Annotated in this window: 15 protein-coding genes; 14 read left to right on the top strand and 1 reads right to left on the bottom strand. The window is 31.4% G+C overall.

Annotated elements, in window-relative coordinates:
* Nucleotides 1-279 precede the first annotated feature (279 nt).
* Nucleotides 280-2985, top strand: coding sequence for an N-6 DNA methylase (locus H9Q20_RS12300; protein WP_187477935.1), 2706 nt, complete (start codon nt 280-282; stop codon nt 2983-2985).
* 790 nt (nt 2986-3775) lie between these two features.
* Here H9Q20_RS12300 and H9Q20_RS12295 read toward each other — a convergent pair.
* Complete coding sequence (locus H9Q20_RS12295; RefSeq protein ID WP_115000917.1) at nt 3776-5302, bottom strand: SulP family inorganic anion transporter; 1527 nt, start codon at nt 5300-5302, stop codon at nt 3776-3778.
* 962 nt (nt 5303-6264) lie between these two features.
* Here H9Q20_RS12295 and nhaA point away from each other — a divergent pair.
* The 13 genes from nhaA (at nt 6265) to H9Q20_RS12230 (ending at nt 24055) form a co-directional block, all read left to right on the top strand.
* On the top strand, nt 6265-7416 hold the full coding sequence (nhaA, locus tag H9Q20_RS12290; protein ID WP_187477934.1) for a Na+/H+ antiporter NhaA: 1152 nt from the start codon (nt 6265-6267) through the stop codon (nt 7414-7416).
* Between the two features lie 4 nt (nt 7417-7420).
* On the top strand, nt 7421-8710 hold the full coding sequence (locus H9Q20_RS12285) for a TIGR00341 family protein (protein WP_410369580.1): 1290 nt from the start codon (nt 7421-7423) through the stop codon (nt 8708-8710).
* A gap of 714 nt (nt 8711-9424) precedes the next feature.
* On the top strand, nt 9425-10444 hold the full coding sequence (locus H9Q20_RS12280) for a ComEC/Rec2 family competence protein (protein ID WP_187477932.1): 1020 nt from the start codon (nt 9425-9427) through the stop codon (nt 10442-10444).
* Nucleotides 10445-11848: 1404 nt separating this feature from the next.
* Nucleotides 11849-12898, top strand: a complete 1050-nt coding sequence (locus tag H9Q20_RS12275; RefSeq protein ID WP_187477931.1) for an adenine-specific methyltransferase EcoRI family protein — start codon at nt 11849-11851, stop codon at nt 12896-12898.
* The gene (locus H9Q20_RS12270; protein WP_187477930.1) at nt 12895-13977 is read left to right on the top strand and encodes a DUF262 domain-containing protein; all 1083 of its coding nucleotides are present in this window, start codon (nt 12895-12897) and stop codon (nt 13975-13977) included. Before H9Q20_RS12275 ends, H9Q20_RS12270 begins: the two co-directional genes overlap by 4 nt.
* Before the next feature lie 250 nt (nt 13978-14227).
* The gene (locus H9Q20_RS12265) at nt 14228-15043 is read left to right on the top strand and encodes a DNA alkylation repair protein (RefSeq protein WP_187477929.1); all 816 of its coding nucleotides are present in this window, start codon (nt 14228-14230) and stop codon (nt 15041-15043) included.
* Between the two features lie 174 nt (nt 15044-15217).
* Nucleotides 15218-16240, top strand: coding sequence for an SIR2 family protein (locus H9Q20_RS12260; protein WP_187477928.1), 1023 nt, complete (start codon nt 15218-15220; stop codon nt 16238-16240).
* Between the two features lie 2 nt (nt 16241-16242).
* Complete coding sequence (locus tag H9Q20_RS12255) at nt 16243-17982, top strand: ATP-binding protein (protein WP_187477927.1); 1740 nt, start codon at nt 16243-16245, stop codon at nt 17980-17982.
* A gap of 347 nt (nt 17983-18329) precedes the next feature.
* Nucleotides 18330-18962: a hypothetical protein gene (locus tag H9Q20_RS12250; protein ID WP_187477926.1), complete on the top strand. Its 633-nt coding sequence runs from the start codon at nt 18330-18332 to the stop codon at nt 18960-18962.
* 497 nt (nt 18963-19459) lie between these two features.
* Nucleotides 19460-19993, top strand: coding sequence for a hypothetical protein (locus H9Q20_RS12245; protein ID WP_187477925.1), 534 nt, complete (start codon nt 19460-19462; stop codon nt 19991-19993).
* Between the two features lie 264 nt (nt 19994-20257).
* On the top strand, nt 20258-21253 hold the full coding sequence (locus tag H9Q20_RS12240; RefSeq protein ID WP_187477924.1) for a hypothetical protein: 996 nt from the start codon (nt 20258-20260) through the stop codon (nt 21251-21253).
* Between the two features lie 263 nt (nt 21254-21516).
* Entirely contained in the window at nt 21517-21861 is a 345-nt protein-coding gene (locus tag H9Q20_RS12235; protein WP_187477923.1) for an SdpI family protein, read from the top strand.
* 1366 nt (nt 21862-23227) lie between these two features.
* Nucleotides 23228-24055, top strand: coding sequence for a TraB/GumN family protein (locus H9Q20_RS12230; RefSeq protein WP_187477922.1), 828 nt, complete (start codon nt 23228-23230; stop codon nt 24053-24055).
* The last annotated feature ends 2334 nt before the right edge of the window (nt 24056-26389 follow it).

Here is a 26389-nt window from a genome sequence, read left to right as displayed (position 1 = left end):
CAACAAGCAGTTTGGCGCAATGCGGGGGAAGTAACCAATAGAAAAATTTTAAACATTTATTCGCCATTGCTTTTTTATTTCACTATTTTTCTTAATTTAGTTGCATAAAAAAGCAATGGCTTTTTTTAGTGATAATAGAAAAAGTTTAACCATCAATCCCGCACTGCAGCCAAGCTGCTAGGCGTTATATGCCATTTTAGGGCGACAGTACAAAGATAGACAATAGTAATAAATATTGAACATTTTTTTGTATCTTTACGCAATTTTATAGTCCAAAATATGAGCGAAGAATTAATTCAAAGAGGTCTTACTAAATCGGGTTTACCATTCGGTAAATATGAATTATTTAATATAGGTGGTACTAATATATTAAATCTTGTTAAATATAAAATTATCTCACAGAAAGACTACTTAGAATATTCACAAAAACAGCCAGATATAATAATTGTTGATAGAAGAAATAAAAAAAATATTCAAGTTATTGCTGTAATTGAATTTAAAAACATTAGTGAGCTTGATAATGATAGAAAAATAAAAAAAGCATTAGAACAATGTAATAATTATTGTGAAGTTGTCCATTCTAAAATCGGAATAGTAACTAATGGGATAAATTTCTTTTGGATAAATCCACAAACTAAAATTGAGAATAGTGAATATGTATATTTAGACAAAAAATCAAATAAAAAAAGAGGTTTCTCTTTTATAAAAGATGAAAAAGATAATAAACTTAATGCAATATTCGACCAAAATTCAATTGATTCAATTGAATTAATTGAATTGATTTTTTCAACAATATCAAGCGAAAATAATAACTTAATAAAGGGCAGTCTAATAAGCCCTGCATTATTAGCAAAAAAAGTATGGCAATCTGTTTGGTTAGCTACAGGCGATGACCCCAAAAAATGCTTAATGACTTTTACTGAACTTTTCATTTTTAAATTTTTAAGTGATTTGGGAATATTAACAGTAAATGATGACGGTATCCCAATTGACTTTAAAACTGTTTATAGCAGAGGTAATTTAACTTGTTTAAAGTATTATCTATCTAGTGTAAGACCACACATAAAAAAAATGTTTCCTGCATCAGAAACAGACCCGACAACCATTATAAATGGGTTAAGTCTAAAAAAAGGGCAAAACCAAGACGAATTATTTTTTGATATATTAAAATCGTTTGAAGAATATGGGGAGTTAAAAAACATAGACCCATCTTTTAAGAGTAGGTTGTTTGAAGATTTTTTAAAAGGTACTACAGGTAAAAAACAATTAGCCCAATTTTTTACGCCTCGAAATGTTATTAAGGCTATTGTAGAAATGGCAGATGTAAAAAATTTGCCAGAAGATGCTAAAATATTAGACCCTTCAGGTGGTGTTGGTGGTTTTATAATAGAAAGTATTTTAAATAGAATAATAAATAATAAAAAAGATTTTCATTTTGATTCGACAGAATTAACATCTAAAATTAATTACTTAGCTTATGATTTTGATGAAATTACAATAATTCTTGCTAAAGCCAATTTATTGTTATGTCTAACAGAAATACTTGAAAAAAACCCAACATTAACCGAAGAACTATCTAAACTACTTCATAAAACATTTAGACTTACAAATAAGCAAATTATAGGTTCTCTTGAAAACAGAAATGAGAATGAATTTGATTTGATAATGTCAAATCCACCATATGTTAGTAAAGGGTTAGCATTATATAAAAAATATATAAAAGATAATGGGCTTTTAAATTCTTATTATAATATATCATCTGTCGGAAAAGAAGGTTTATTTATCCAAAAAATTATACGAGAGTTAAAACCAAATAATAGAAGCAAGGCGTTTATTGTTTTACCAAATGGTTTTTTTTATAGACCTGCTGATAATGATTTGAAAAAATACTTAATTGAAAATTGTTATATTGACTGTATTATTTCATTACCTGAGAAAACATTTTATGCTACTAACAAGAAAACATATATTTTAGGGATTACAAAAAAAGAAGATAAACAATTAAAACAATCACATAAAGTATTGTGTGGTTTAGTCCAATCAATAGGAGAAGAATTAAGTAAAGATAGAATACCTATAAAAGAAAATGACCTAATACCATTTGTGTCAAATTACAAGCAGTTTAGTGCAGATAAAGATAATTATAAACCATTATCAAAAACGATTAAAGCAATTGATTTTATTAATTTTGAAAATAATTTTAATTGGCTTATCGAGAACTATTGGTCGAAAGAAGAAAAAATAGAAATAGGCATTGAAGATAGTGATAGAAATATTAATGATGAAGATTTGTTTGATAATATAGAATACTTTAAATCAAACCTACAATCTATAAAGGAACAATTAGAAAACAGATTTACAAAAATAAGTAATAATTACAAATATTTAGAAACAGACTTATTTAATGAGGATATATTTAAACTAAATACAGGGATGTTAGGACTTAATAGAAAGGAATACACTTCTATAGATACTGAAAATAAAAATGATTACCCTATTTATACAGCTACTATAAACCCAGTTGCATACATAAAAAAAGACAAGAAACTTAAACCTCACATAATTAAAAATGATAATTTTCACATTTCCTTTGCTTCTGATGGAGATGGTACAGCAGGTAAAAATATAGTTTTGCATAATAAAGATTACTACATTAACACTTCAAGAATATCTTTTGAAATTATCAATGAAAAAGTTTTGCCTAAATATATTTATTATTTTATACAAGATATTAAAAAGAAATATGGCTATGATTTTAAACACAAAGCTAATTTAAACAATATTAAAGAAATTTCTATTTCTATACCATTAAATGAAAATGGCGAATTTGACATTGACGCACAAAAGTTATTTATTGAAGAGTATGAAGGGCTTAAAAATTTAAAACAAAATTTAATGAACGATTTTTTTAAAAAAATTTCAATGTTTAGAGATGATATAGATAATCAACTTGACATAAAATTTAAAGAATATTTTAATATATAAAAAAACGGCATATAACAGGGGTTTTGCAAAAGCTGGGCTTCAGTGCTAAATTGAACATTTGGAATACTAATGAACATTGTGCTAAATTTGAACATTCGTACTTCTAATCCCAGCCTTCGCAAAGCCCCAAAACGTTGTCCGTAATATTTGAGGAGCGTTATCAAATCGAAGATTTTGAAAATTTGATTTTTTTTTGACCTCTACCCTGCTGATTCCTGAATTTTATGCCGAATAATTTCTGCGTGAAAATTTGAAAAATTGAGCTGAAATTCATGCTGAAAATTATCCTGTTGATTTTCGAAAAATTGTGCTGAATCTCATGCTGAAAATAAATCCGTTTTGATCGTGCTGATTTTTAAAATATTGGGTTGAGGAATCCTGAATATCTGTCTGAAAAATTGAAATTAACTTGGCGAAAATTATCAGTCGGAATTTCTTTGGAAATACGCTTCTTTTCTCTTTGTCGTCCTTGATTTTCAACTTCTCGAACTGAATTTAACCCAGTTAAATTCGCCCTCGAATTGAAAATACTACGGACAACAGACGGTTTTGTGAAATGCGGAGGTCAGGCTCTTGCGTTGAAATTTTTGAGATATTATTCGCAAAAAGCCATTTTCTTTTCCTAATTTTTGTATTTTAGCAAAAGGAAAATGGCTTTTTGCTTGGTGTTGAGATTGCATAAATACTTGATAATCAAAGTCCGCACTTCACAAAGCCGCAAACCGTTACCTGCAACCCTTTCCAAACACTACGCAACAAGAAAGCGACCTCGAAAAGTCGCTAAAAAAAATTATTTATCTAACATCACTTTATAAGTTGGGTCTTCAATGATATTTACTTCGATAACACTTTCTGCATTTTTCAATAATTGTCGACAGTCTTCGCTTAGATGCTTCAAATGTACTTTTTTATTTTGCTTAGCATAACGATGTGTCAAAACGTTCAACGCTTCTATTGCTGACATATCTACCACTTTACTTTCCTTAAAATCAATAATTATTTCTTCGGGGTCACCAATTACATCAAATTTTTCTGTAAAAGCTGTAGTTGAACCAAAGAAAAGTGGACCAAATATTTCGTAATGCTTTACTCCTTTATCGTCAATGTATTTTCTGGCACGTATTCTTTTAGCACTTTCCCAAGCAAAAACTAATGCTGAAATAATAACTCCTATTAAAACTGCCAATGCGAGATTGTGTAGCAACACAGTAACTAAAGCAACTAACATACCTACAAAAATGTCGTGTCGTGGCATTTTATTAATAATACGGATACTTGCCCATTCAAACGTACCTATCGCTACCATAATCATAAGTCCAGTAAGTGCAGCCATCGGAACTTTTTCAATTAAACTACTACCAAACATTATAAATACTAAAAGAGCCACAGATGCAATAATTCCAGATAATCTCGCTCTTGCTCCACTGGATACATTAATTAAGCTTTGTCCAAGCATTGCACAACCGCCCATTCCTGAAAAGAAACCCGATAAAATATTAGCCGTTCCTTGTGCCACTGCTTCTCTATTGCTATGTCCTCTTGTTTCAGTAATTTCATCAATAATATTCAAGGTCAATAAACTTTCAATCAAACCAACCCCTGCAACAATAGCCGCATACGGAAAAATGATTTGAAGTGTTTCTAAATTAAAAGGAATTTGAGGAATATGAAACGGCGGAAATCCACCTTTTATAGAAGCAATATCGCCAACAGTTTTGGTATCCAATTTTAAAAAATAAACCAACCCAAAAACCACTAAAATAGCAGTAAGGGAAGCGGGAACAGCTTTTGTAATTTTAGGCAATCCCCAAATAATAAGCATTGTTAAACCCACCAAAGCCAAGAGAATATACATATTTGAACCTGTGAGCCAATTGCCCGAAACATCTTTGAATTGGTCTAACTGCGACATAAAAATAATGATGGCTAAACCATTCACAAAACCAAAAATAACAGGATGCGGAACCAAACGGATAAGTTTTCCTAACTTTAAAAATCCTGCTAACATTTGAATAATTCCTGCCAAAATAACGGTGGCAAAAACGTATTCCACACCGTGCGTTTTTGCTAAAACAACTATGACTACTGCTATTGCACCAGTTGCACCCGAAATCATTCCGGGACGACCGCCTAAAATGGACGTAACCAAGCCCATCATAAAAGCGGCATAAAGACCCACAAGCGGAGAAAGTCCTGCAATTAAGGCAAACGCAACTGCTTCTGGAACTAAAGCCAAAGCAACGGTAATACCTGATAAAATTTCGGTTTTGTAATCTACTTTTTGTTTGAAATCAAACAAATTGATAATTTTCTGCATAAGATATTTGTATTGTAAAAATTTATAAAATGTAATTTGCACCGAAAATCAGCATTTCGGGTACACGAAAGAAACCAATAAAAGGAATTGGGAAAAAACAGCAATTAACCAACCATTAAGGCGGAGTAACTTGAGAAGATATTTGCGTTGTTTTTTTCATTGAGGTTGCAAAATTAACATTTTATGACAACTTGACAAAACAAAACTTGACAAAACCTAATAAAAAATTAGGGCAGCAGGTAACAAGGTATTGCCAAAAGCGGGGCTGAAGGAATTATATTGAACATTTTTGCTATATTTGAACTTTGGTATTTCTATTGAAGTTTGGTGCTAAAACTCCCCGCCTTCGGCAATACCCAAACCGTTGTCCGTAATATTTGAGGAGCGTTATCAAATCGAAGATTTTGCTAATTTGAAAATTTTTTGACCTCTACCCTTCTGATTTCTAAATTTTATGCCGAATAATTTCTATGTGAAAATTTTAAAAATTGTGCTGAATATCTTGCTGAAAATTATTCCGTTTTAACCGTGCTGATTTTTAAAATATTGGGCTGAGGAATCCTGAATTTGTGCGTGAAAAATTGAAATTAACTTGGCGAAAATTATCAATCTGAAATTCTTTGGAAACACGCTTCTTTTCTCCTTGTCGTCCTTGATTTTCAACTTCTCGAACTGAATTTAACCCAGTTAAATTCGCCCTCGAATTGAAAATACTACGGACAACAGACGGTTTTGTGAAATGCGGAGGTCGGGCTCTTGCGTTGAAATTTTTGAGAAATTATTCGCAAAAAGCCTTTTTCTTTTACAAATTTTTGTATTTTAGCAAAAGAAAAATGGCTTTTTGCTTGGTGTAGAGATTGCATAAGTACTTGATAATCAAAGTCCGCACTTCACAAAGCCGCAAACCGTTACCTGCAACCCTAACAAACACCCTGCAAATATTCAACAGACAGACAAAATAAATGAGAGTAACAAAATTATTTAAGGACTTTTTTGACAGTGAAAAATCAGGCGGGCTTGTTTTAATTGCTTGCACTATTATTTCTTTGGTAGTTGCCAACTCAACTTTTGGGACAGACTACCACCATTTTTGGCAAACACAATTTCAAGGACACAGCATTGAACATTGGGTAAATGACGGACTAATGGTAATTTTCTTTTTACTCATTGGCTTAGAATTGGAACGAGAAATTTACATTGGCGAACTTTCAAAACTTAAAGACGCTTTACTGCCAATTTTTGGAGCAATTGGTGGAATGTTTGTACCAGCCGGACTTTTCCTGCTTTTCAACTATGGAACTGCTACACAATCAGGTGCAGGTATTCCAATGGCGACAGACATTGCTTTTGCTTTGGGCATTTTATCTTTATTAGGCAACAGAGTGCCGACTTCTCTAAAAGTATTTTTAACAGCACTTGCTGTTATTGACGATTTGGGAGCAATCATCATCATTGCTATTTTCTACACCAAAACGCTGTTATGGTCAAACTTATTCATTGCATTAGGAATTTTTGCTTTGCTTTTGGTTTTTAACAGACTGAAAGTAAGAAACTTAATTCCATACTTAATTGGTGGGGTTGCAATGTGGTATTTTATGCTTCATTCAGGCGTTCACGCCACAATTACAGGTGTGCTTTTGGCTTCTGCAATTCCATTTGGCAACGGAGGCGAAAAATCAACTTCATACATTTTGCAACACTTTTTACACAAACCAGTTGCTTTTATAATTTTACCCATTTTCGCATTAGCAAACACAGCCATAGTTTTTAGTGGCGACATAGCCCAAACCTTGACTGAAAACAATAGTTTAGGTATTGCACTGGGACTAATTGTAGGTAAACCATTGGGAATTTTCCTTTTGACATTTTTAGCTGTTTCATTGGGACTTTGCAAACTCCCGACAGACCTAAATTGGAAATCAATTTTTGGTGTAGGACTTTTAGCAGGCATTGGATTTACAATGTCCATTTTCATTTCTTTGCTTGCTTTCGACAATGACACAGTCATAAATAATTCCAAATTAGTTATTCTGATGTCATCGTTTATAGCCGGGACGATAGGATACTTTTTTTTAAAGATAACGCTAACCAATACTATTTCACAAGATGAGTAATAAAATGTTTGATTTCATCAGCCTGCATCAAGGCGAAGAAAAAAGAGAATCCGTTTTAGAAAATATAAAGCAGAGTATTTCTTTCAGGGGTTCAAACTTGTGGATATTGGCATGTGCGATAGTTATCGCATCCGTTGGTTTAAATGTTAATTCAACAGCAGTTGTAATTGGCGCCATGCTTATTTCGCCTTTAATGGGACCAATAGTAGGTGCCGGATTCGCCTTAGCTGTATTTGATTTTGAACTTCTTAAAAGATGTGGTAAAAATTTATTAATTGCAACCATAGTCAGTTTAGTGGTTTCTGCTATTTATTTTTTTATCAGCCCATTCAAAGACGCTCAACCGGAATTGTTAGCCAGAACATCACCAACTATTTATGATGTGTTAATTGCTTTTTTTGGTGGGTTAGTCGGTGTAATAGCTTTGACAAGGGTAGAAAAAGGAAATCCTATTCCAGGGGTAGCGATTGCTACTGCATTAATGCCACCGCTCTGTACGGCTGGATATGGTTTAGCAATGGGTAATTTTTCCTATTTCTTTGGTGCATTTTATTTATACAGTATTAATTGTTTTTTCATATGTATTGCCACTTATTTTATTGTTCGATATCTAAAATACACACCGGTTCAGTTTAAGAACATAAGATTTGAAAAACAAATAAGATACGGGATTTCTTTCCTTCTCGTATTGATGATAGTTCCTAGTTTTTATTTAGCCTATAACTTACTGAAAGAAAAACAGTTTCATGATAATGTTTCAAAATTTATTGAAAATGAATTTACGTCTAATGGTTATCCCATTATCTTCAAAGAAATAAAATATAATACAAGTCCTAAAAAAATAGAGCTGGCTTTTTTATCAAAAAGGTTCAGTAATGAGGAAGAAAAGCAATTGAACCATCGTTTAAATCAGTATCAAATTTTCAATACTTCACTAATAATTAAACAAGGTACGCAGGATTTGAAAAAAGAAATATTAAACGAATTAGGTACTCAAAACAAGGCACTCAGCGAAAAGGACATTATTATTAACAATTTGCAGAATGAAATAAAAGAATTTAAGTTCGATGATACAGAAACCTACAAAGAGATAGGAATTCTTTTTCCTGAAGCTAAAAACGTATCAATTGGAAAATTTCTACTATTTCCTAATTCTGATAGTGCTAAGATTGAAACAGTAGTGCTATTTCATCATCAAGAGAAAGAAGAAATAGATACTTTAAAACTCAAAAAATGGTTAATTCAAAAATTAAGTACGAATAATATTAAATTGGTTGAACTTGATAAAAATTAGTTGTTCCGCAAAGTATTCAATAAACAATCTTAAAAGGGTGTGCAGGTAACAAGCAGTTTGGCAATATGGCGGGTGAAGTGCTGCTATTAAGCAGAAGTGCAAGGTTGAGCGATAGTACTTCTATTAAACTTTTGTACTAAATTGCCGCCACATCGCCAAGCTGCCGGACGTTAGCGGCAATGTTAAAACACTACAGCGAATTAAAACCAAGTAAGTAAACTTATGAATGATCTCTTAAATAAACTATCGTCATATAATCTATTCAACAATCTTCTCCCTGGGATTTTGTTCGTTATTTTTTTAAACCATTTTACTGAGTTCGAAATTAAGCAAGATAATCTCCTACTTGCAGCATTCTTATACTATTTCATAGGTATGACAGTCAGCAGAATATCATCTGTTTTAATTGAACCTGTGCTGAAAAAAATAAAATTTGTAAAATTTAGAGAATATAAGCTTTTTGTTGACGCTTGTAAAAAGGACACTAAACTTGATATATTGGTTGAGACCAACAATAAGTTCAGGGTTTTATTGACTGTTATTATTATCGTGATATTCGCTAAAGTTTTTTATTCAATAAATCTTAATTATCTTAAACTTAGTGCCAACCTACAGCAATACTTACTCTTAGTTTCTCTAACAGTAATTTATCTTTTTTCTTACAGAAAGCAAACAAATTATATAACTAAACGAATTGACGCTAATACATAAAATATGGATTTTGTTATAGACTTTATATATGTTGGAGACGGAGACGGAATAGTCATTTGGGGAAGAATTCCAAATGAACAGGATTTTGTTTTCTTTTTGGATGGAGGTAATGCGGAATTTGGGAGCAAAGTAGTTGAGCATTATAGAAAATGGATAAAACCAAATCTTTATAGTAAAAGAACAATAGCCTTTATTAATAGTCATCCACATGCTGACCATATCAATGGCTTAATTGAGATAGTAAAAGAGATTGGGAATGAGATGACTTGGGGAATTTACAATGATCCAGTAAAATTTATCTCTGACGAACTACGACATAATATTAAGCAATCTGCATTGAAAAAAGAAGATGCTGATATTGAACATTTATATAAATCATTTCAAAAGGTTCAAGAATTAAATGAATTGTGTGAACAATATGGTATTGAAAGAAGAGAAGCCATATCTGACAGTTTTAATTATAATGAAATAAAGATATTATCTCCATCAAGAGAATTTTATACTGAGAAAGTTCAGTTATTTACAAACATTGACTTTCTCAAAGTTGTAAATTATCAAAAGACTTTTTCTCAAATCAACGAATCAAATGAATTATTAAAACCTTGCGATGTAGTAGATGAAAAAAATGACGCCTCACCTGAAAATCTTTCTGCCACAGTAATTCAATTAACAGATAGTAAAGGAAAAAAATATATTCTTACGAGTGATGCTGGTGTTGAGTCATTTGATGATATGGAACGAAATGGCTTCAATTCAGAAAATCTAACAATTGTTCAATTACCACATCACGGAAGTAGAAGAAATATTAGTACTGAATGGATTGCTAAGTTTTCTCCGAGTATGTATTTGATTTCTGCAGAAGGAAACGAAAAACACCCAAGAAAAGCTGTTATTAGTTGCATAAAGAAAAATGTGCCTAACTGCGGAATATATAGTACTCATAAAAATAAAGGAACTTTATCATATACAACCAATCGGAACATTTTCCCAAATAGAAATTGGGGAAGTGCAGAATCCTTATAAAAAACACTGCCGCTAACAAGGTATTGCCAAAAGCGGGGCTGAAGTGCTTCTATGAAACATTTGTCCAAGGTTCAAAGACAGTAACTCTATTGAACTTTTGTGCTAACAATTCCCGCCTTCGGCAATACCCAACCGTTGTCCGTAATATTTGAGGAGCGTTATCAAATTGAAGATTTTACAAATTTGAAAATTTTTTGACCTCTACCCTTCTGATTCCTGAATTTTATACCGAATAATTTCTGCGTGAAAATTTGAAAAATTAAGCTGAATATCTTGCCGAAAATTATCCTGTTGATTTTCGAAAAATTGTGCTGAATATCATACTGAAAAATATTCCGTTTTAACCGTATTGATTTTTAAAATATTGGGCTGAGGAATCCTAAATTTGTCGTGAAAAATTGAACTTAACTCGGCGAAAATTATCAATCTGAAATTTTTTGGAAACACGCTTCTTTTCTCTTTGTCGTCCTTGATTTTCAACTTCTCGAACTGAATTTAACCCAGTTAAATTCGCCCTCGAATTGAAAATACTACGGACAACAGACGGTTTTGTGAAATGCGGAGGTCAGGCTCTTGCGTTGAAAATTTTGAGAAATTATTCGCAAAAAGCCATTTTCTTTTCCTAATTTTCGTATTTTAGCAAAAGGAAAATGGCTTTTTGCTAAGTGTAGAGATTGCATAAGTACTTGATAATCAAAGCCCGCACTTCACAAAGCCGCAAACCGTTGTCCGTAATATTTGAGGAGCGTTATCAAATCGAAGATTTTGCAAATTTGAAAATTTATTGACCTCTACCCTTCTGATTTCTAAATTTTATGCCGAATAATTTCTGCGTGAAAATTTTAAAAATTGAGCTGAAATTCATGCTGAAAATTATCCTATTTATTTTTGAAAATTGTACTGAATCTCATGCTGAAAATAAATCCGTTTTGACCGTGCTGATTTTTAAAATATTGGGTTGAGGAATCCTGAATATCTGTCTGAAAAATTGAAATTAACTTGGCGAAAATTATCAGTCGGAATTTCTTTGGAAATACGCTTCTTTTCTCTTTGTCGTCCTTGATTTTCAACTTCTCGAACTGAATTTAACCCAGTTAAATTCGCCCTCGAATTGAAAATACTACGGACAACAGACGGTTTTGTGAAATGCGGAGGTTAGGCTCTTGCGTTGAAAGTTTTGAGAAATTATTCACAAAAAAGCCTTTTTCTTTTACAAATTTTTGTATTTTAGCAAAAGAAAAATGGCTTTTTGCTTGGTGTAGAGATTGTATAAGTACTTGATAATCAATGTCCGCACTTCACAAAGCCGCAAACCGTTAGTGGCAATACTAACGGAACGCACGTCAAAAAAGGAAACTTCCGACAATAAAATTCCGTCAAAGTTTTGCCCGAAACGGGAAACGTATGGCGGCAAAATTAAATCGAAAACTTACCGAAGCGAAAAACAATAAAAAAGACGAGTTTTACACTCAACTTTCAGACATTTCAAATGAACTCAAACATTACAGAAATCACTTTAAAGACAAAGTAGTTTATTGTAATTGTGACGACCCGAGAATTAGCAATTTCTTTCAATTTTTCGCTCTGAATTTTGAAAAATACGGACTGAAAAAACTCATTACTACTTGTTATAAAAATCAAGAACGAGATTTGTTCAGTACAAATAATTCCGAAAGTGCAATTTATCTTGAATACAACGGAGATAAAAATGGAAATAATCTTCCCGATATTGAAGAAATAGGAATAAAACCATTAAAAGGTGATGGAGATTTTAGAAGTAAAGAAAGTATCGACTTGCTAGCGCAAGCCGATATTGTCGTTACAAATCCACCTTTTTCGCTTTTCCGTGAGTACGTTGCCCAACTTATTGAACACAATAAAAAATTTGTTATTATTGGACATCAAAACGCAATTTCATACCGTGAAATTTTTAAACTTATCAAAGAAAATAAACTTTGGTTAGGATATGGATTTAGAGGAGGTGCTGGTCATTTCATCAATCAACATTACGAAGATTACGCAACAGCAACCGACAGAAAAGAAGGAATGATAAGGGTTTCTGGCGTTCACTGGTTCACTAATTTAGATATTACAAAACGACACGAAGATTTAATTCTTTATAAAAATTATACACCAGAAGAATATCCAATGTATGAAAACTTTGAAGCAATAAATGTAAACAAAACAAAAGATATTCCTTTTGATTATAAAGGTTTGATGGGAGTTCCAATTACTTTTCTAGACAAATATAACCCTGAACAATTTGAAATTATTGGACTAGGAATTTCAAATTCTGGACTTGAAATCGGTGTTCAACCATATAAAGAAGAACATAAAAAATATAGAAAAGAAATTCAAAAAAGAGGTGCTGTAGATGGGGATTTATATATGATGATAAATGGAGAAGTTAATGTTCCGTATGCAAGAATAATCATAAGAAATAAAAAACTATGAAAATAGAACTTAAAGAAATAACGATAAGAGAATTAACAAACGGCTATCAAGATAATGAAGAAAACGGAGTTGTTGGATATGGAGGAAAATTGGACATACGCCCACCCTATCAACGTGAATTTATTTACAAAGACAAACAACGTGAGGCTGTAATTGATACAGTTACAAAAAACTTTCCGTTGAACGTAATGTATTGGGCTGTTCGTAAAGATGGAAATTTTGAAGTTATTGATGGACAACAAAGAACCATCTCAATTTGTCAATTTGTAACAGGAGAATTTGCTTATATGTTCAGGTTTTTTCACAACTTACAAAAAGATGAACAAGACAAAATTTTGGATTACAAATTGATGGTTTATTTGTGTTCGGGAACAGACAGCCAAAAATTAGAATGGTTTAAAACAATTAATATTGCAGGAGAAAAACTAACCAACCAAGAATTACGAAATGCAGTATATTCTGGCAGTTGGGTTTCAGATGCTAAAAGATATTTTTCTAAAAATAGTTGTCCAGCTTATGGTTTGGGAAGTAATTATTTAAATGGTTCACCAATTCGACAAGATTATTTAGAAACAACAATCAATTGGATTTCTAAAGGAAACATCGAAGTTTATATGTCAAACCATCAACACACCCCGAATGCAAATGAAATTTGGTTATATTTTCAGTCGGTAATCAATTGGATAAAAGTTACTTTCCCTAAATATCGCAAAGAAATGAAAGGTTTACAATGGGGATTTTTATACAATGAGTTTAAAGACAAAAACTTCGACCACAAAAAACTCGAAAAAGAAATCTCAACTTTAATGCAAGACGAAGATGTTACCAAAAAATCAGGAATTTATGAATACGTATTAACTCGTAAAGAAAAATTTTTGAATATTCGGGCATTTACGGACAATCAAAAACGTGAAGCCTACGAAAGACAAAAAGGTATTTGTGTAAAATGTGGAGAACATTTTGAACTTGCAGAAATGGAAGCCGACCACATCACACCTTGGCACGAAGGCGGAAAAACATCAGCCGAAAACTGCCAAATGTTATGTAAACTCGACAACCGAATGAAAAGTGGAAAATAAGTACTGCCACTAACATCGGTTTTGCGAAATGGCGGGTTAAGGGAAATATAAAAAGTTTGTACATTTTTATCCGCAACAGCTTTTTATATTTCCTTTTTTATTATTTTAGTAAATATAAAAAAGCTGTTGCTCAAGTTAGTGCAAAATTGAAAGTTTCGGCTTTCTAATCCGCCACTATCGCAAAGCCGCGGCCCGTTAGCGGTAATGCCACGAAACCCGAAACAGAGACGATAACTGACAGGAATATATTATGGAAGAAGTAAAAAGAAAAGGTTCAAAATCGACAAAAGACATTCCAAAAGAAATCTTGGAACAACTTAACAACGGACAAATAGAAACAGCAAACCTTGTTGAGTGGTTGGCAGTTGACCAACGACTTTTGCTTGAAAATTTACTCAAACAGACGAATAGGACAAAATATCTAAAACCAATCTTAGCGGACATTGAGAACTTAAAAAAGCAAACCGTAAACACCATTAATGAAGCAATTGGAACAGGATTTTTTGAGCAATCGATAAAAAATGACGACACCGAAATTTTGACAATAATTTCAACTCACAAATCAGACTTAATTCGTTGTTGGGCGACATACACCATTGGAAAAAATCCAAAATTGAATATAAAAGAAATGCTTGAACAAATTCAATCATTTTCTGCAGACAAACATTTTGGAGTTAGAGAAATTTGTTGGTTAGCAGTGAGGTCAAGCATTGCTAAAAACTTAACAGAAAGTTTAAATATATTGAGAAATTGGACTACAAATAAAGACGAAAATATAAGACGCTTTGCAAGTGAAGCGACACGACCTCGTGGAGTTTGGTGTGAACATATTGAGGAATTAAAACAAAATCCTTCATTAGGTTTGCCAATTTTAGAACCAATGAAATCGGACAAAGCAAAATATGTACAAGACAGCGTTGGAAATTGGTTAAATGATGCAAGTAAGACACAACCAGAATTTGTAATTGAAACTTGCAGAAAATGGGGAAAAGAAAGTACAACGAAAGAGACAGCCTACATAATTAAAAAGGCATTACGAACAATTGAAAAACAAACAGGACAATAAGGCACATACCGCTAACAGGGGTTTGGCAAAAGCTGGGCATTAGTGCTAAATTGAACATTTGTAATTTTACTGAACATTGTGCTAAATTTGAACATTCGTACTTCTAATCCCAGCCTTCGCCAAGCCCCAACCCGTTGTGCGACATGCTAAAACCAAAATTCCGCTAAAGAAACTATGACCGAAGACTTACTCGCTCTTATTCAAAAATGGATAAACAATGTGCCTACTATAATTTTGGGAAGTGGAGCTTCTGTTCCATACAAAATACCAGGAATGTTTGATTTAGGCATGTACATCAAGCAAAATTGTACATTCACAGAGGAAGTCGATCAAATAGCTTTTAAACTTTTTACTGATAAATTTGAGGAGACCGAAGATTTAGAAACGAGTTTACTGGATGTTAAAGTAACCCAAAATGTTGTAAACTCTATTGTGTCTAAAACATGGGAATGCATAAATAATGCCGACTTAGAAGCTTACGACAAAATATTAGCTTCAGAATATCAACTACCATTAAAAGATTTATTATTCTATCTTATTAAAGCTTCTGATCATAAAGTCACAGTTATTACCACTAATTATGATAGAATAATCGAGTACGCGTCAAGTGAAATAAACGCCTATATAAACAACACTTTTTCTCAAAATTACATTGGTAAATCCACGACCGCACTCTCTAAAATTTTGCCAGCGAATTTACATGGTTATAATGGAATTATAGAAATATTGAAAGTTCATGGCTCATTAGATTGGTTTAAATCTAAAGAAGATATTAAATATCAATTACCATTGAGAAAAACAATTCCTAAAAATTACGTTCCATCTATTGTAACTCCCGGAGTTTCTAAATATGAAGAAACTCATATGGAACCCTATCGAACAATTTTCTCAAAAGCAGACTCTACAATTGAAAGTTCTAAAAGTTTCTTTTGTGTAGGATATGGATTTAATGACAGTCATTTTCAACCTAAACTAATAGATCAAATTAAAAGTGGAAAACCAATCATTGTATTAGCAAGAACTTTAACCGAAAAAACAAAACAATCAATTATTGGAAACAATTGCAAAAACTATTTCTTATTTGAAAGAGCTGGAGATAATCAAACAAAAATTTACTCCTCGAAATATGAAGAGCCAATAATTGAAGAATCAAATATTTGGTCTTTTGATGAATTTATTAATAAAGTACTTAAATAACTATGAGCATATTTACATTTGAAGATGAATCTAATATTGGAACTGTATTTAGCGTAGATACATCAACGATAATTGTCAAAGTCAACGAAATTGAAAATCTACGCAAACTTCAAGTAAACCATTTATTAGCTGTTGAAAGTTCTAAAGCTGGACAATTATTAATTGGAATCATTAATAAAATAACTAGAAAAATTTCTGACGAAGAAGTTTCATCTGAAGATGGTTTAAATATAGCATTGCTTACCGAAAATATTGTAAAAGTTAATTTAATAGGTACATTCTTTGATAAAGTTGGAAGCAAACACAATGTTTTCAAAAGAACGCTTGATTCAGTTCCTGAAATTGACGCTAAATGCTATCAAATTATTGGTGAAAATATTACCAATTTTATGAAAGCCATTACAACAAGTTCTGAAATAAAAACTCCATTATCTATTGGAAAATATTCAATTGATGAAGAAGCAGAAGCATTTCTTGATGGCGATAAGCTATTTCAAAGACATGCTGTAATTGTTGGAAGTACTGGTTCTGGAAAATCTTGGTGTGTTGCAAAAATCATTGAGCAAATTGCAACTTTACCAATGGCAAACACAATTCTTTTTGACATTCATGGAGAATATAGTTCCGATAATTTTGATGTTCAAGGTATTCAGAGATTTAAAATTGCTAATCCATCCGACTTAACTAAGGAAAACAAACTATCCAATGGTATACTCATGATACCATATTGGTTGTTAACATATGAAGAAATGTTAGCAATGCTGTTAGACCGAAGTGATAGTAACGCACCAAATCAAGCAATGATTTTTTCAAAAACTGTGTTTGAAGAAAAACTGTCTTTTTTAGAATCGATAGGTGATGAAACATTTAAAGGCAATATTACGATTGACAGCCCAATCCCATACAAAATTTCCGAAGTGTTAAGAATCATATCTGAACTCGACATGGAAATGGTTGCTGGTGCACGTGGAGATAAGCAAGGTCCATATTTTGGAAAACTAACAAGGTTTGTGCAAAGATTAGAGGCAAAAGCACAAGATAAAAGACTTGGCTTTTTGTTTCAAATAACTGACGAAGAAAATCATATTGATTGGATTTATGAATTTTGTGAAGCTCTAATGCATGGTTCTAAATGCCAAAGCAAAAATTCGGGAGTGAAAATTATTGACTTTTCAGAAGTTCCGTCTGATGTACTCCCTTTAGTTATTGGGCTTATTTCTAGATTAATATTTTCAGTCCAACAATGGACAAACAAAGAAAATAGACATCCAATAGCTTTATTTTGCGATGAAGCTCATTTATACATTCCAGAGAGAACAAATCAAGATTCAGCATCAGAACTTGGTTTGAAAAATTTTGAAAGAATAGCAAAAGAAGGTAGAAAGTATGGAGTAAACTTAACTGTAATTAGTCAAAGACCATCAGAAGTTAACCGAACTGTTTTAAGTCAATGTAATAACTTTATCTCATTACGTTTATCAAATGCAGACGATCAAGCTGTTATAAAAAAACTGTTACCAGATAATCTTGCAGGATTAACTGATTCATTGCCAATTCTTGATATTGGGGAAGCTTTAGTTGTTGGAGATGCTTCATTATTGCCAACACGAATTAACATTTCAGAACCTAGTATAAAACCACAAAGTGCAACTATTAATTTTTGGCAAGAATGGTCTAATGAAGAAGAAAAACAGAGTATTAAAAATGCTGTAATTGGCTTGAGAAATCAATCAAAAATATAAGCACGATCGCACAACATGGGTTTTGCAAAAGAGCGGGTTAAGTCTAAACTTCAACTTTTGTGCTTTCTATCCGCAAAAACCATTTTTTATTTGCTTAAAAAGAGTAAATTAGCAAATAAAAAAATGGTTTTGCTAACTGTAGTGCTGAATTGAACTTTTGTGCTATCTATTCCGCTCCTTCGCAAAGCCCCAAACCGTTAGCAGAAATACCTCTACTCGAAAACACTGTTATTTTAGTTGCCAACAATAGAAATTTTTTATATTTTTGATAATCAAATAGCAGAAAAATAAAAATATCTGATTATCAATATCATAAACTAACATTAGTCAAAATTTTAAAACACACAATGAAATATTTATTATTAGCTTTTTTATTGTCATTTTTATCCTGTAACAAAATTGATTCAAAAATTGATTCTCACTTCAAAAAATTCATTTTAGTAAACAAATTGAAAGAATATAAAATTAACAAAATTGAAAGAAAAATAGGAGACACACTAACTATTAAGAAAAAGAAAATAAATAATATCCACAATTATATAAAAGAAATTGAAAATAACATATATGAATTTAAATATAATAATGATAAATTAAGAGAAGATATTATCAATATTGAAAAAGCAAAAATTAAGACTAAATACGGAATGACAATATATGATGGAGTTGAAAGATATGGAAATATCATTATATATAAAAATATGCCAAATTATGAGTATGGTAAAAAAAGAGACATTGCAAAAAGAGAAAAATTGATTACAGAAAATATTTCTGAGATCAATAATTTGATTAAACAAAAAGAACTAAAATCTTTGGAAATTGAGAAAATAAAAAAAACTAATAATGAAAATGATAATGAAATATTAGAATTAAAATCCTCAGTTGAAATCAAGGGAATAATTGCAAGTGGTGAAGATTATCATTTATACGAAGTAATTCAATATAAAAATGGCGAGATTAAAAAAATTAGAAAAATCAACTAATTTTGTATTGGCAAAATACGGCATAACATTCAAAGTATAACGATTTTAAAATTTAGACATCGCTGCTTTTCATATTGTTTTTTTTCTTAATTTAGACAATCTGAAAAAACACGCTAACTTGCGAATGAAAACTACTGATATACTTTTCGAATCGAAATTTTCAAAAAAATTGATGAAAAAGATTACATACTTATTTAAATGAACTCACTACAAAAATCAACGAATTTCTTGACTCAAGTCTTGATAAAATTTAATAGCTACTTCTGCTAACAGACGGTTTTGTGAAATGCGGAGGTTAGGCTCTTGCGTTGAAATTTTTAAGAAATTATTCGCAAAAAGCCTTTTTCTTTTACAAATTTTTGTATTTTAGCAAAAGAAAAATGCTTTTTGCTAAGTGTAGATATTGTATAACTACTTGATAATCAAAGTCCGCACTTCACAAAGCCGTAAACCGTTAGCAGAAATTTTAGAAAAATCAATAAATAACAACAAATCTCATGAAACTAAAACTATTTTCTATTGCACTATTTGTTTTCTCATTTAAAATGAGTGCGCAGAATACAGTAGAATCAAATTTTGAAAAGTATCCTGTAAAACTTGTTAGCGCTAAAAAAGCAACTATAAAAAGCTCTAATAAATACCAACCTAAATATCCGAAAGATTACTATTATCAGCCAAACATTAAACAAATGTATAAAGATGCTGATATAAATTTTGCTGGACAATATATAATCATCGAGCACGGAAGAACAAATTACGAGACTTCTGCATTCATGGTTGACACTAAAACCGGAAAAATTTATGATTTACCCGATGGTGAAAATGGATATGGTCCGGAATCAATTTCAAGATGTACAGGATATTCGGAAATCAGTGCTTTAATGTATAAGCCTCATAGCAATTTATTGATTACAAATCAATACTACGAAAATGTTGAACATCCCATAACTAAGAGATATTTATGGAATAATGAAACTAAGAAATTTTCACTCTTAGATTCAAAACCTCTAAAATGTGTGGAATCAAACTAATAAAAGCAAAAACTTCTGCTAACAGTGTATTTGCAAAAAACGGGGTTGAAGTTTTCCTTTGAAAAGTTATTTTTAATATTCGCAAAAATGCTTTTCATATTTCTTTTTTTCTTAATTTAGAAATCTGAAAAAGCATTTTGCTCCAGGCGGTTTTCCTTTCCACTTTTGGTTTGCAGTAGCCCGTTCTTCGCAAATACTTTTTCGTTAGCTGTAATACTCCTAAAAAACTAATAATAATTTTATATATTTAATTAAAAAACTTTTATGAAATATTACTATTTGGTAGAATCACTAGATGAAAACATAAAAACTGGAATCTATGGAAGAAGACTCCCTACTGTAGAAGAAAAAAAAGACCTTACACTAAAAGACCTTTTATCCATTTTTAATCACAGTGATACTCTCTCAAAACAACCATTATGGTTAAATATACTGCTGTTTTCTAATCTGTACTCAGGAGCTTTAACATTTGCTAAAAGGACTTTTGATAAATATAAAAAATTAACAAAACATAAACCTTTATTACTAACATCTGAATTAGAAGAAAAAGCAATAATAATCCCTTGCAAATTATTAGAAAACAATTATGTTATAGGAAGTGATGAACAAATTTTTCACGGTGCATTTTCTAAATTTCCGAATAAAGAAGAAATTTTTAAAACTATAATGAATAGTGATCAAAAATCAAATTTAGTAATAACAGAAAAAAAAATTATCGATAAAAAACATTTTGGAGGACTTAATGGAAACTTTGAAACTGGTTTGTATTGTGAACATCCCAAAGACAAGAATATTCTGCTCCCATTAGACAAATCAAATGATTTAATTAAGAATTTAATTTTAGAAGAAATAATTCACACATATGAAGCATTAGGTGCTAAGAGAATCGAAATTAATGATGTAATTGATTTAAGTTCTGAACAAAAAGCTGGTGGTATATTTAAAGGAATAAAATTTACAGGAGATGCTAATCAAAAATATAGCAAAACATTAGTCCGTAAAAAAGAATACGGCAAAGGAACATTTGACCCTGCACGAGCTATGAAAAATAAAAAATTCATATATGATATGCCAAATATAATGACTACCATTGATGGTCGAATTAATGGAAATCAAACATTAGAATCATTTTCTGAAACCATAGATTTATCAGGAGGTTTAAATTTAGATGTATTAACTATATTTAATGCAGGTTTGAAACTTAACTACAAAAAAAATTGGCAATTCGAGGTTGAATTTTATGATAAAACAGAAATTTAGTTGTACTACAGCTAACATAGTATTTGCAAAAGGCGGGTTGGATATCTAATAGAAAAACCCGATGCATTTAGTCGCAACTTGCTTTTCACATTGTATTTTTTTGTAATTTAACAATCTAAAAAAGCAATTTGCTTCGTTCGGTCGAAATTGAACTTTTTGTCCAATTTAGCCCGCCCTTCGCAAATACTTTTTCCGTTATCTGCCATTTTACAAAGTGCGCGCTGAAACAAAGATAAATTAAGAATTGAAAACTTAAACTTAAAATGAATTTTGAAAATCCACTTTTTCTCTTACCAATTTTAGTCGGACCAATTTTTATGATTGCAGGAATTGTAATGTTACTATTTCCACCAAAAAAAATTAACTATTTGTATGGTTATCGGACTAAAAACTCGATGAAAAATATTGACCGTTGGAATTTTGCACAAAATTACTCTGCGAAAATTATGATTTGGACAGGCTTCTGTTTTTCTTTGACTTCATTAATTGGAATTTTTACTGAAGGAAATGAATTTATTCAATTGATGATTGCATTATGTTTAATGCTTGTATTGTGTGGAATTATCTTTTACCTGACTGAAAAAAAATTGAGAGAAAAATTTGAATAAAAAAACGGCAGATAACATTGTATTTGCAAAAGGCGGGGTTGAATATATAATAGAAAAACCCGATGCATTTAGTCGCAACTTGCTTTTCATATTACTTTTTTTCGTAATTTGGTAATCTGAAAAAGCAATTTGCTTCGTTCGGTCGAAATTGAACTTTTCGTTCCATTTAGCCCGCACTTCGCCAATACTTTTTCCGTTGTCCGTAATATTTGAGGAGCGTTATCAAATCGAAGATTTTGCAAATTTGAAAATTTTTTGAACTCTACCCCGCTGATTCCTGAATTTTATGCCGAATAATTTCTGCGTGAAGCTTAGGAAAATTGTGCAGAACATCATGCTGAAAAATATTCCTTTTTAACTGTGCTGATTTTTAAAATATTGGGCTGAGGAATCCTAAATTTGTCGTGAAAAATTGAAGTGACTTGGCGAAAATTATCAATCTGAAATTCTTTGGAAACACGCTTCTTTTCTCCTTGTCGTCCTTGATTTTCAACTTCTCGAACTGAATTTAACCCAGTTAAATTCGCCCTCGAATTGAAAATACTACGGACAACAGACGGTTTTGTGAAATGCGGAGGTCAGGCTCTTGCGTTGAAATTTTTGAGAAATTATTCGCAAAAAAGCCCTTTTCTTTTCCTAATTTTTGTATTTTAGCAAAAGAAAAATGGCTTTTTGCTTGGTGTTGAGATTGCATAAATACTTGATAATCAAAGTCCGCACTTCACAAAGCCGCAAACCGTTGTCCGTAATATTTGAGGAGCGTTATCAAATTGAAGATTTTGCAAATTTGAATGTTTTTTTGACCTCTACTCTGCTGATTTCTAAATTTTATGTCGAATAATTTCTGCGTGAAAATTTTAAAAATTGTGCTGAAATTCATGCTGAAAATTATCCTGTTGATTTTTGGAAATTGTGCTGAATATCATAGTGAAAAATATTCCGTTTTAACAGCGCTGATTATTAAAATATCGGGCTGAGGAATCCTGAATTTGTGTGCGTGAAAAATTTAAATTAACTTGGCGAAAATTATCAATCTGAAATTCTTTGGAAATACGCTCCTTTTCTTCTTGTCGTCCTTGATTTTCAACTTCTCGAACTGAATTTAACCCAGTTAAATTCGCCCTCGAATTGAAAATACTACGGACAACAGACGGTTTTGTGAAATGCGGAGGTCAGGCTCTTGCGTTGAAATTTTTGAGAAATTATTCGCAAAAAGCCTTTTTCTTTTCCTAATTTTTGTATTTTAGCAAAAGAAAAATGGCTTTTTGCTTGGTGTAGAGATTGCATAAGTACTTGATAATCAAAGCCCGCACTTCACAAAGCCGCGAACCGTTAGCAGAAATTTTATAAAAAAATAGTGTTAAAAATGAAAAAATTAACAATAATCCTAATTTTATTCTCAACATTTTTATTTTCTCAACAGTCAATTTTTTGGAAAATATCTAAAGATGATAGTGAAAGTTACATATTCGGAACTTACCATTATTTAGGCAAAGATTTTATAAATGAAAACAAAATTATTCTTGAAAAATTAAAACAATCAAAAATTGCACTATCTGAAAATATTGATTCAGCAAATATTTTCATAAATAAAAGGGACGAAAATTTAATACTCAAAAAACTTGACAAAAACGAGATTGAAACTATTAAAAATATTGTTCCAAACTATGTTGATGCAAAAAAGATGACTTTACGAGAACTAATAATTACAATTGATGGAAAAATTTCAAGTAAATTTTGTTTAACGGAAAAAGAAAAATCTGACAACATAAAAATGGATGATTATTTGAAAAAATATTCTCTTGAAAATAACTTAAAATTAATTGGATTAGAGCCGACGAAAAACACTTTTGACTACATAAATAATTCATTATATTTGGGTGCTACAGATGAAAAATTATTACAAATTTTAAAGACTAAGATTATTTTATTAAATTCTGAAAAACAAAATCTCAATTGTTCTATAATAAATGAATATAGAACAAAAAAACACCTGTTTAATTTTACAAAAGAGAGGCAAGAAAAATTAATTACGGCAAGAAACAAAGATTGGATTGATAAGATAGATAATGCAATAAAACAAAATAAAAAGGTCTTTATTTTTGTTGGTCTTTTTCATTTGGACTTTAAAGATGGTTTATTAGAATTACTGAAAAAAAGAGATTATAAAATTGAAGAAATAGAACTAAAATAAAAAACTTCTGCTAACATCGGTTTTGCAAAAGCGGGGGTGAAGTTCCCTTGCGGTGAACTTTTCGTTAAATTAATCCGCAAAAAACCATTTTCTTTTACAAATTTTTGTATTTTAGCAAAAGAAAATGGTTTTTGCTCAGTTCGGTTTCTAACAGAAAGTTTCGTTTTTCTTAGCCCCGCCTTCGCAAAGCCGTTTCCCGTTGTCCGTAATATTTGAAGAGCGTTATCAAATCGAAGATTTTGCAAATTTGAACATTTATTGACCTCTACCCTTCTGATTTCTAAATTTTATGCCGAATAATTTCTGCGTGAAAATTTGAAAAATTAAGCTGAATATCTTGCTGAAAATTATCCTATTGATTTTTGGAAATTGTGCTGAATATCATACTGAAAATTATTCCGTTTTAACCGTGCTGATTTTTAAAATATTGGGCTGAGAATTCCTGAATTTGTGTGCGTGAAAAATTGAAGTGACTTGGCGAAAATTATCAGTCGGAATTTCTTTGGAAATACGCTTCTTGTCTCTTTGTCGTCCTTGATTTTCAACTTCTCGAACTGAATTTAACCCAGTTAAATTCGCCCTCGAATTGAAAATACTACGGACAACAGACGGTTTTGTGAAATGCGGAGGTCAGGCTCTTGCGTTGAAATTTTTGAGAAATTATTCGCAAAAAGCCATTTTCTTTTACAAATTTTTGTATTTTAGCAAAAGAAAAATGGCTTTTTGCTTGGTGTAGAGATTGTATAAGTACTTGATAATCAAAGTCCGCACTTCACAAAGCCGCAAACCGTTGTCCGTAATATTTGAGGAGCGTTATCAAATTGAAGATTTTGCAAATTTGAAAATTTATTGACCTCTACCCTTCTGATTTCTAAATTTTATGCCGAATAATTTCTGCGTGAAAATTTTAAAAATTGAGCTGAAATTCATGCTGAAAATTATCCTATTTATTTTTGAAAATTGTACTGAATCTCATGCTGAAAATAAATCCGTTTTGACCGTGCTGATTTTTAAAATATTGGGTTGAGGAATCCTGAATATCTGTCTGAAAAATTGAAATTAACTTGGCGAAAATTATCAGTCGGAATTTCTTTGGAAATACGCTTCTTTTCTCTTTGTCGTCCTTGATTTTCAACTTCTCGAACTGAATTTAACCCAGTTAAATTCGCCCTCGAATTGAAAATACTACGGACAACAGACGGTTTTGTGAAATGCGGAGGTCAGGCTCTTGCGTTGAAATTTTTGAGAAATTATTCGCAAAAAGCCCTTTCCTTTTCCTAATTTTTGTATTTTAGCAAAAGAAAAATGGCTTTTTGCTTGGTGTTGAGATTGCATAAATACTTGATAATCAAAGTCCGCACTTCACAAAGCCGCAAACCGTTGTCCGTAATATTTGAGGAGCGTTATCAAATCGAAGATTTTGCAAATTTGAAAATTTTTTGAACTCTACCCCGCTGATTCCTGAATTTTATGCCGAATAATTTCTGCGTGAAAATTTGAAAAATTAAGCTGAATATCTTGCCGAAAATTATCCTGTTGATTTTCAAATATTGGGTTGAGAATTCCTGAATCTGTGTGCGTGAAAAATTGAAGTGACTTGGCGAAAATTATCAGTCGGAAATTCTTTGGAAACACGCTTCTTGTCTCTTTGTCGTCCTTGATTTTCAACTTCTCGAACTGAATTTAACCCAGTTAAATTCGCCCTCGAATTGAAAATACTACGGACAACAGACGGTTTTGTGAAATGCGGAGGCTGGGCTCTTGCGTTGAAATTTTTGATAAATTATTCGCAAAAAGCCTTTTTCTTTTCCTAATTTTTGTATTTTAGCAAAAGAAAAATGGCTTTTTGCTTGGTGTTGAGATTGCATAAGTACTTGATAATCAAAGTCCGCACTTCACAAAGCCGCAAACCGTTGTCCGTAATATTTGAGGAGCGTTATCAAATTGAAGATTTTGCAAATTTGAAAATTTATTGACCTCTACCCTTCTGATTTCTAAATTTTATGCCGAATAATTTCTGCGTGAAAATTTTAAAAATTGAGCTGAAATTCATGCTGAAAATTATCCTATTTATTTTTGAAAATTGTACTGAATCTCATGCTGAAAATAAATCCGTTTTGACCGTGCTGATTTTTAAAATATTGGGTTGAGGAATCCTGAATATCTGTCTGAAAAATTGAAATTAACTTGGCGAAAATTATCAGTCGGAATTTCTTTGGAAATACGCTTCTTTTCTCTTTGTCGTCCTTGATTTTCAACTTCTCGAACTGAATTTAACCCAGTTAAATTCGCCCTCGAATTGAAAATACTACGGACAACAGACGGTTTTGTGAA

This window comes from Amniculibacterium sp. G2-70, from assembly GCF_014353055.1.
Classification (GTDB): Bacteria; Bacteroidota; Bacteroidia; order Flavobacteriales; family Weeksellaceae; genus Amniculibacterium; species Amniculibacterium aquaticum.
This window is presented reverse-complemented; position numbering and strand designations above follow the sequence as displayed.

Bases quoted from the DNA above. Each gene is read 5' to 3' on its own strand.
- H9Q20_RS12300 (WP_187477935.1), top strand. From the start codon at position 280: ATGAGCGAAGAATTAATTCAAAGAGGTCTTACTAAATCGGGTTTACCA.
- H9Q20_RS12295 (WP_115000917.1), bottom strand. From the start codon at position 5,302: ATGCAGAAAATTATCAATTTGTTTGATTTCAAACAAAAAGTAGATTAC.
- nhaA (WP_187477934.1), top strand. From the start codon at position 6,265: ATGAGAGTAACAAAATTATTTAAGGACTTTTTTGACAGTGAAAAATCA.
- H9Q20_RS12285 (WP_410369580.1), top strand. From the start codon at position 7,421: ATGTTTGATTTCATCAGCCTGCATCAAGGCGAAGAAAAAAGAGAATCC.
- H9Q20_RS12280 (WP_187477932.1), top strand. From the start codon at position 9,425: ATGGATTTTGTTATAGACTTTATATATGTTGGAGACGGAGACGGAATA.
- H9Q20_RS12275 (WP_187477931.1), top strand. From the start codon at position 11,849: ATGGCGGCAAAATTAAATCGAAAACTTACCGAAGCGAAAAACAATAAA.
- H9Q20_RS12270 (WP_187477930.1), top strand. From the start codon at position 12,895: ATGAAAATAGAACTTAAAGAAATAACGATAAGAGAATTAACAAACGGC.
- H9Q20_RS12265 (WP_187477929.1), top strand. From the start codon at position 14,228: ATGGAAGAAGTAAAAAGAAAAGGTTCAAAATCGACAAAAGACATTCCA.
- H9Q20_RS12260 (WP_187477928.1), top strand. From the start codon at position 15,218: ATGACCGAAGACTTACTCGCTCTTATTCAAAAATGGATAAACAATGTG.
- H9Q20_RS12255 (WP_187477927.1), top strand. From the start codon at position 16,243: ATGAGCATATTTACATTTGAAGATGAATCTAATATTGGAACTGTATTT.
- H9Q20_RS12250 (WP_187477926.1), top strand. From the start codon at position 18,330: ATGAAATATTTATTATTAGCTTTTTTATTGTCATTTTTATCCTGTAAC.
- H9Q20_RS12245 (WP_187477925.1), top strand. From the start codon at position 19,460: ATGAAACTAAAACTATTTTCTATTGCACTATTTGTTTTCTCATTTAAA.
- H9Q20_RS12240 (WP_187477924.1), top strand. From the start codon at position 20,258: ATGAAATATTACTATTTGGTAGAATCACTAGATGAAAACATAAAAACT.
- H9Q20_RS12235 (WP_187477923.1), top strand. From the start codon at position 21,517: ATGAATTTTGAAAATCCACTTTTTCTCTTACCAATTTTAGTCGGACCA.
- H9Q20_RS12230 (WP_187477922.1), top strand. From the start codon at position 23,228: ATGAAAAAATTAACAATAATCCTAATTTTATTCTCAACATTTTTATTT.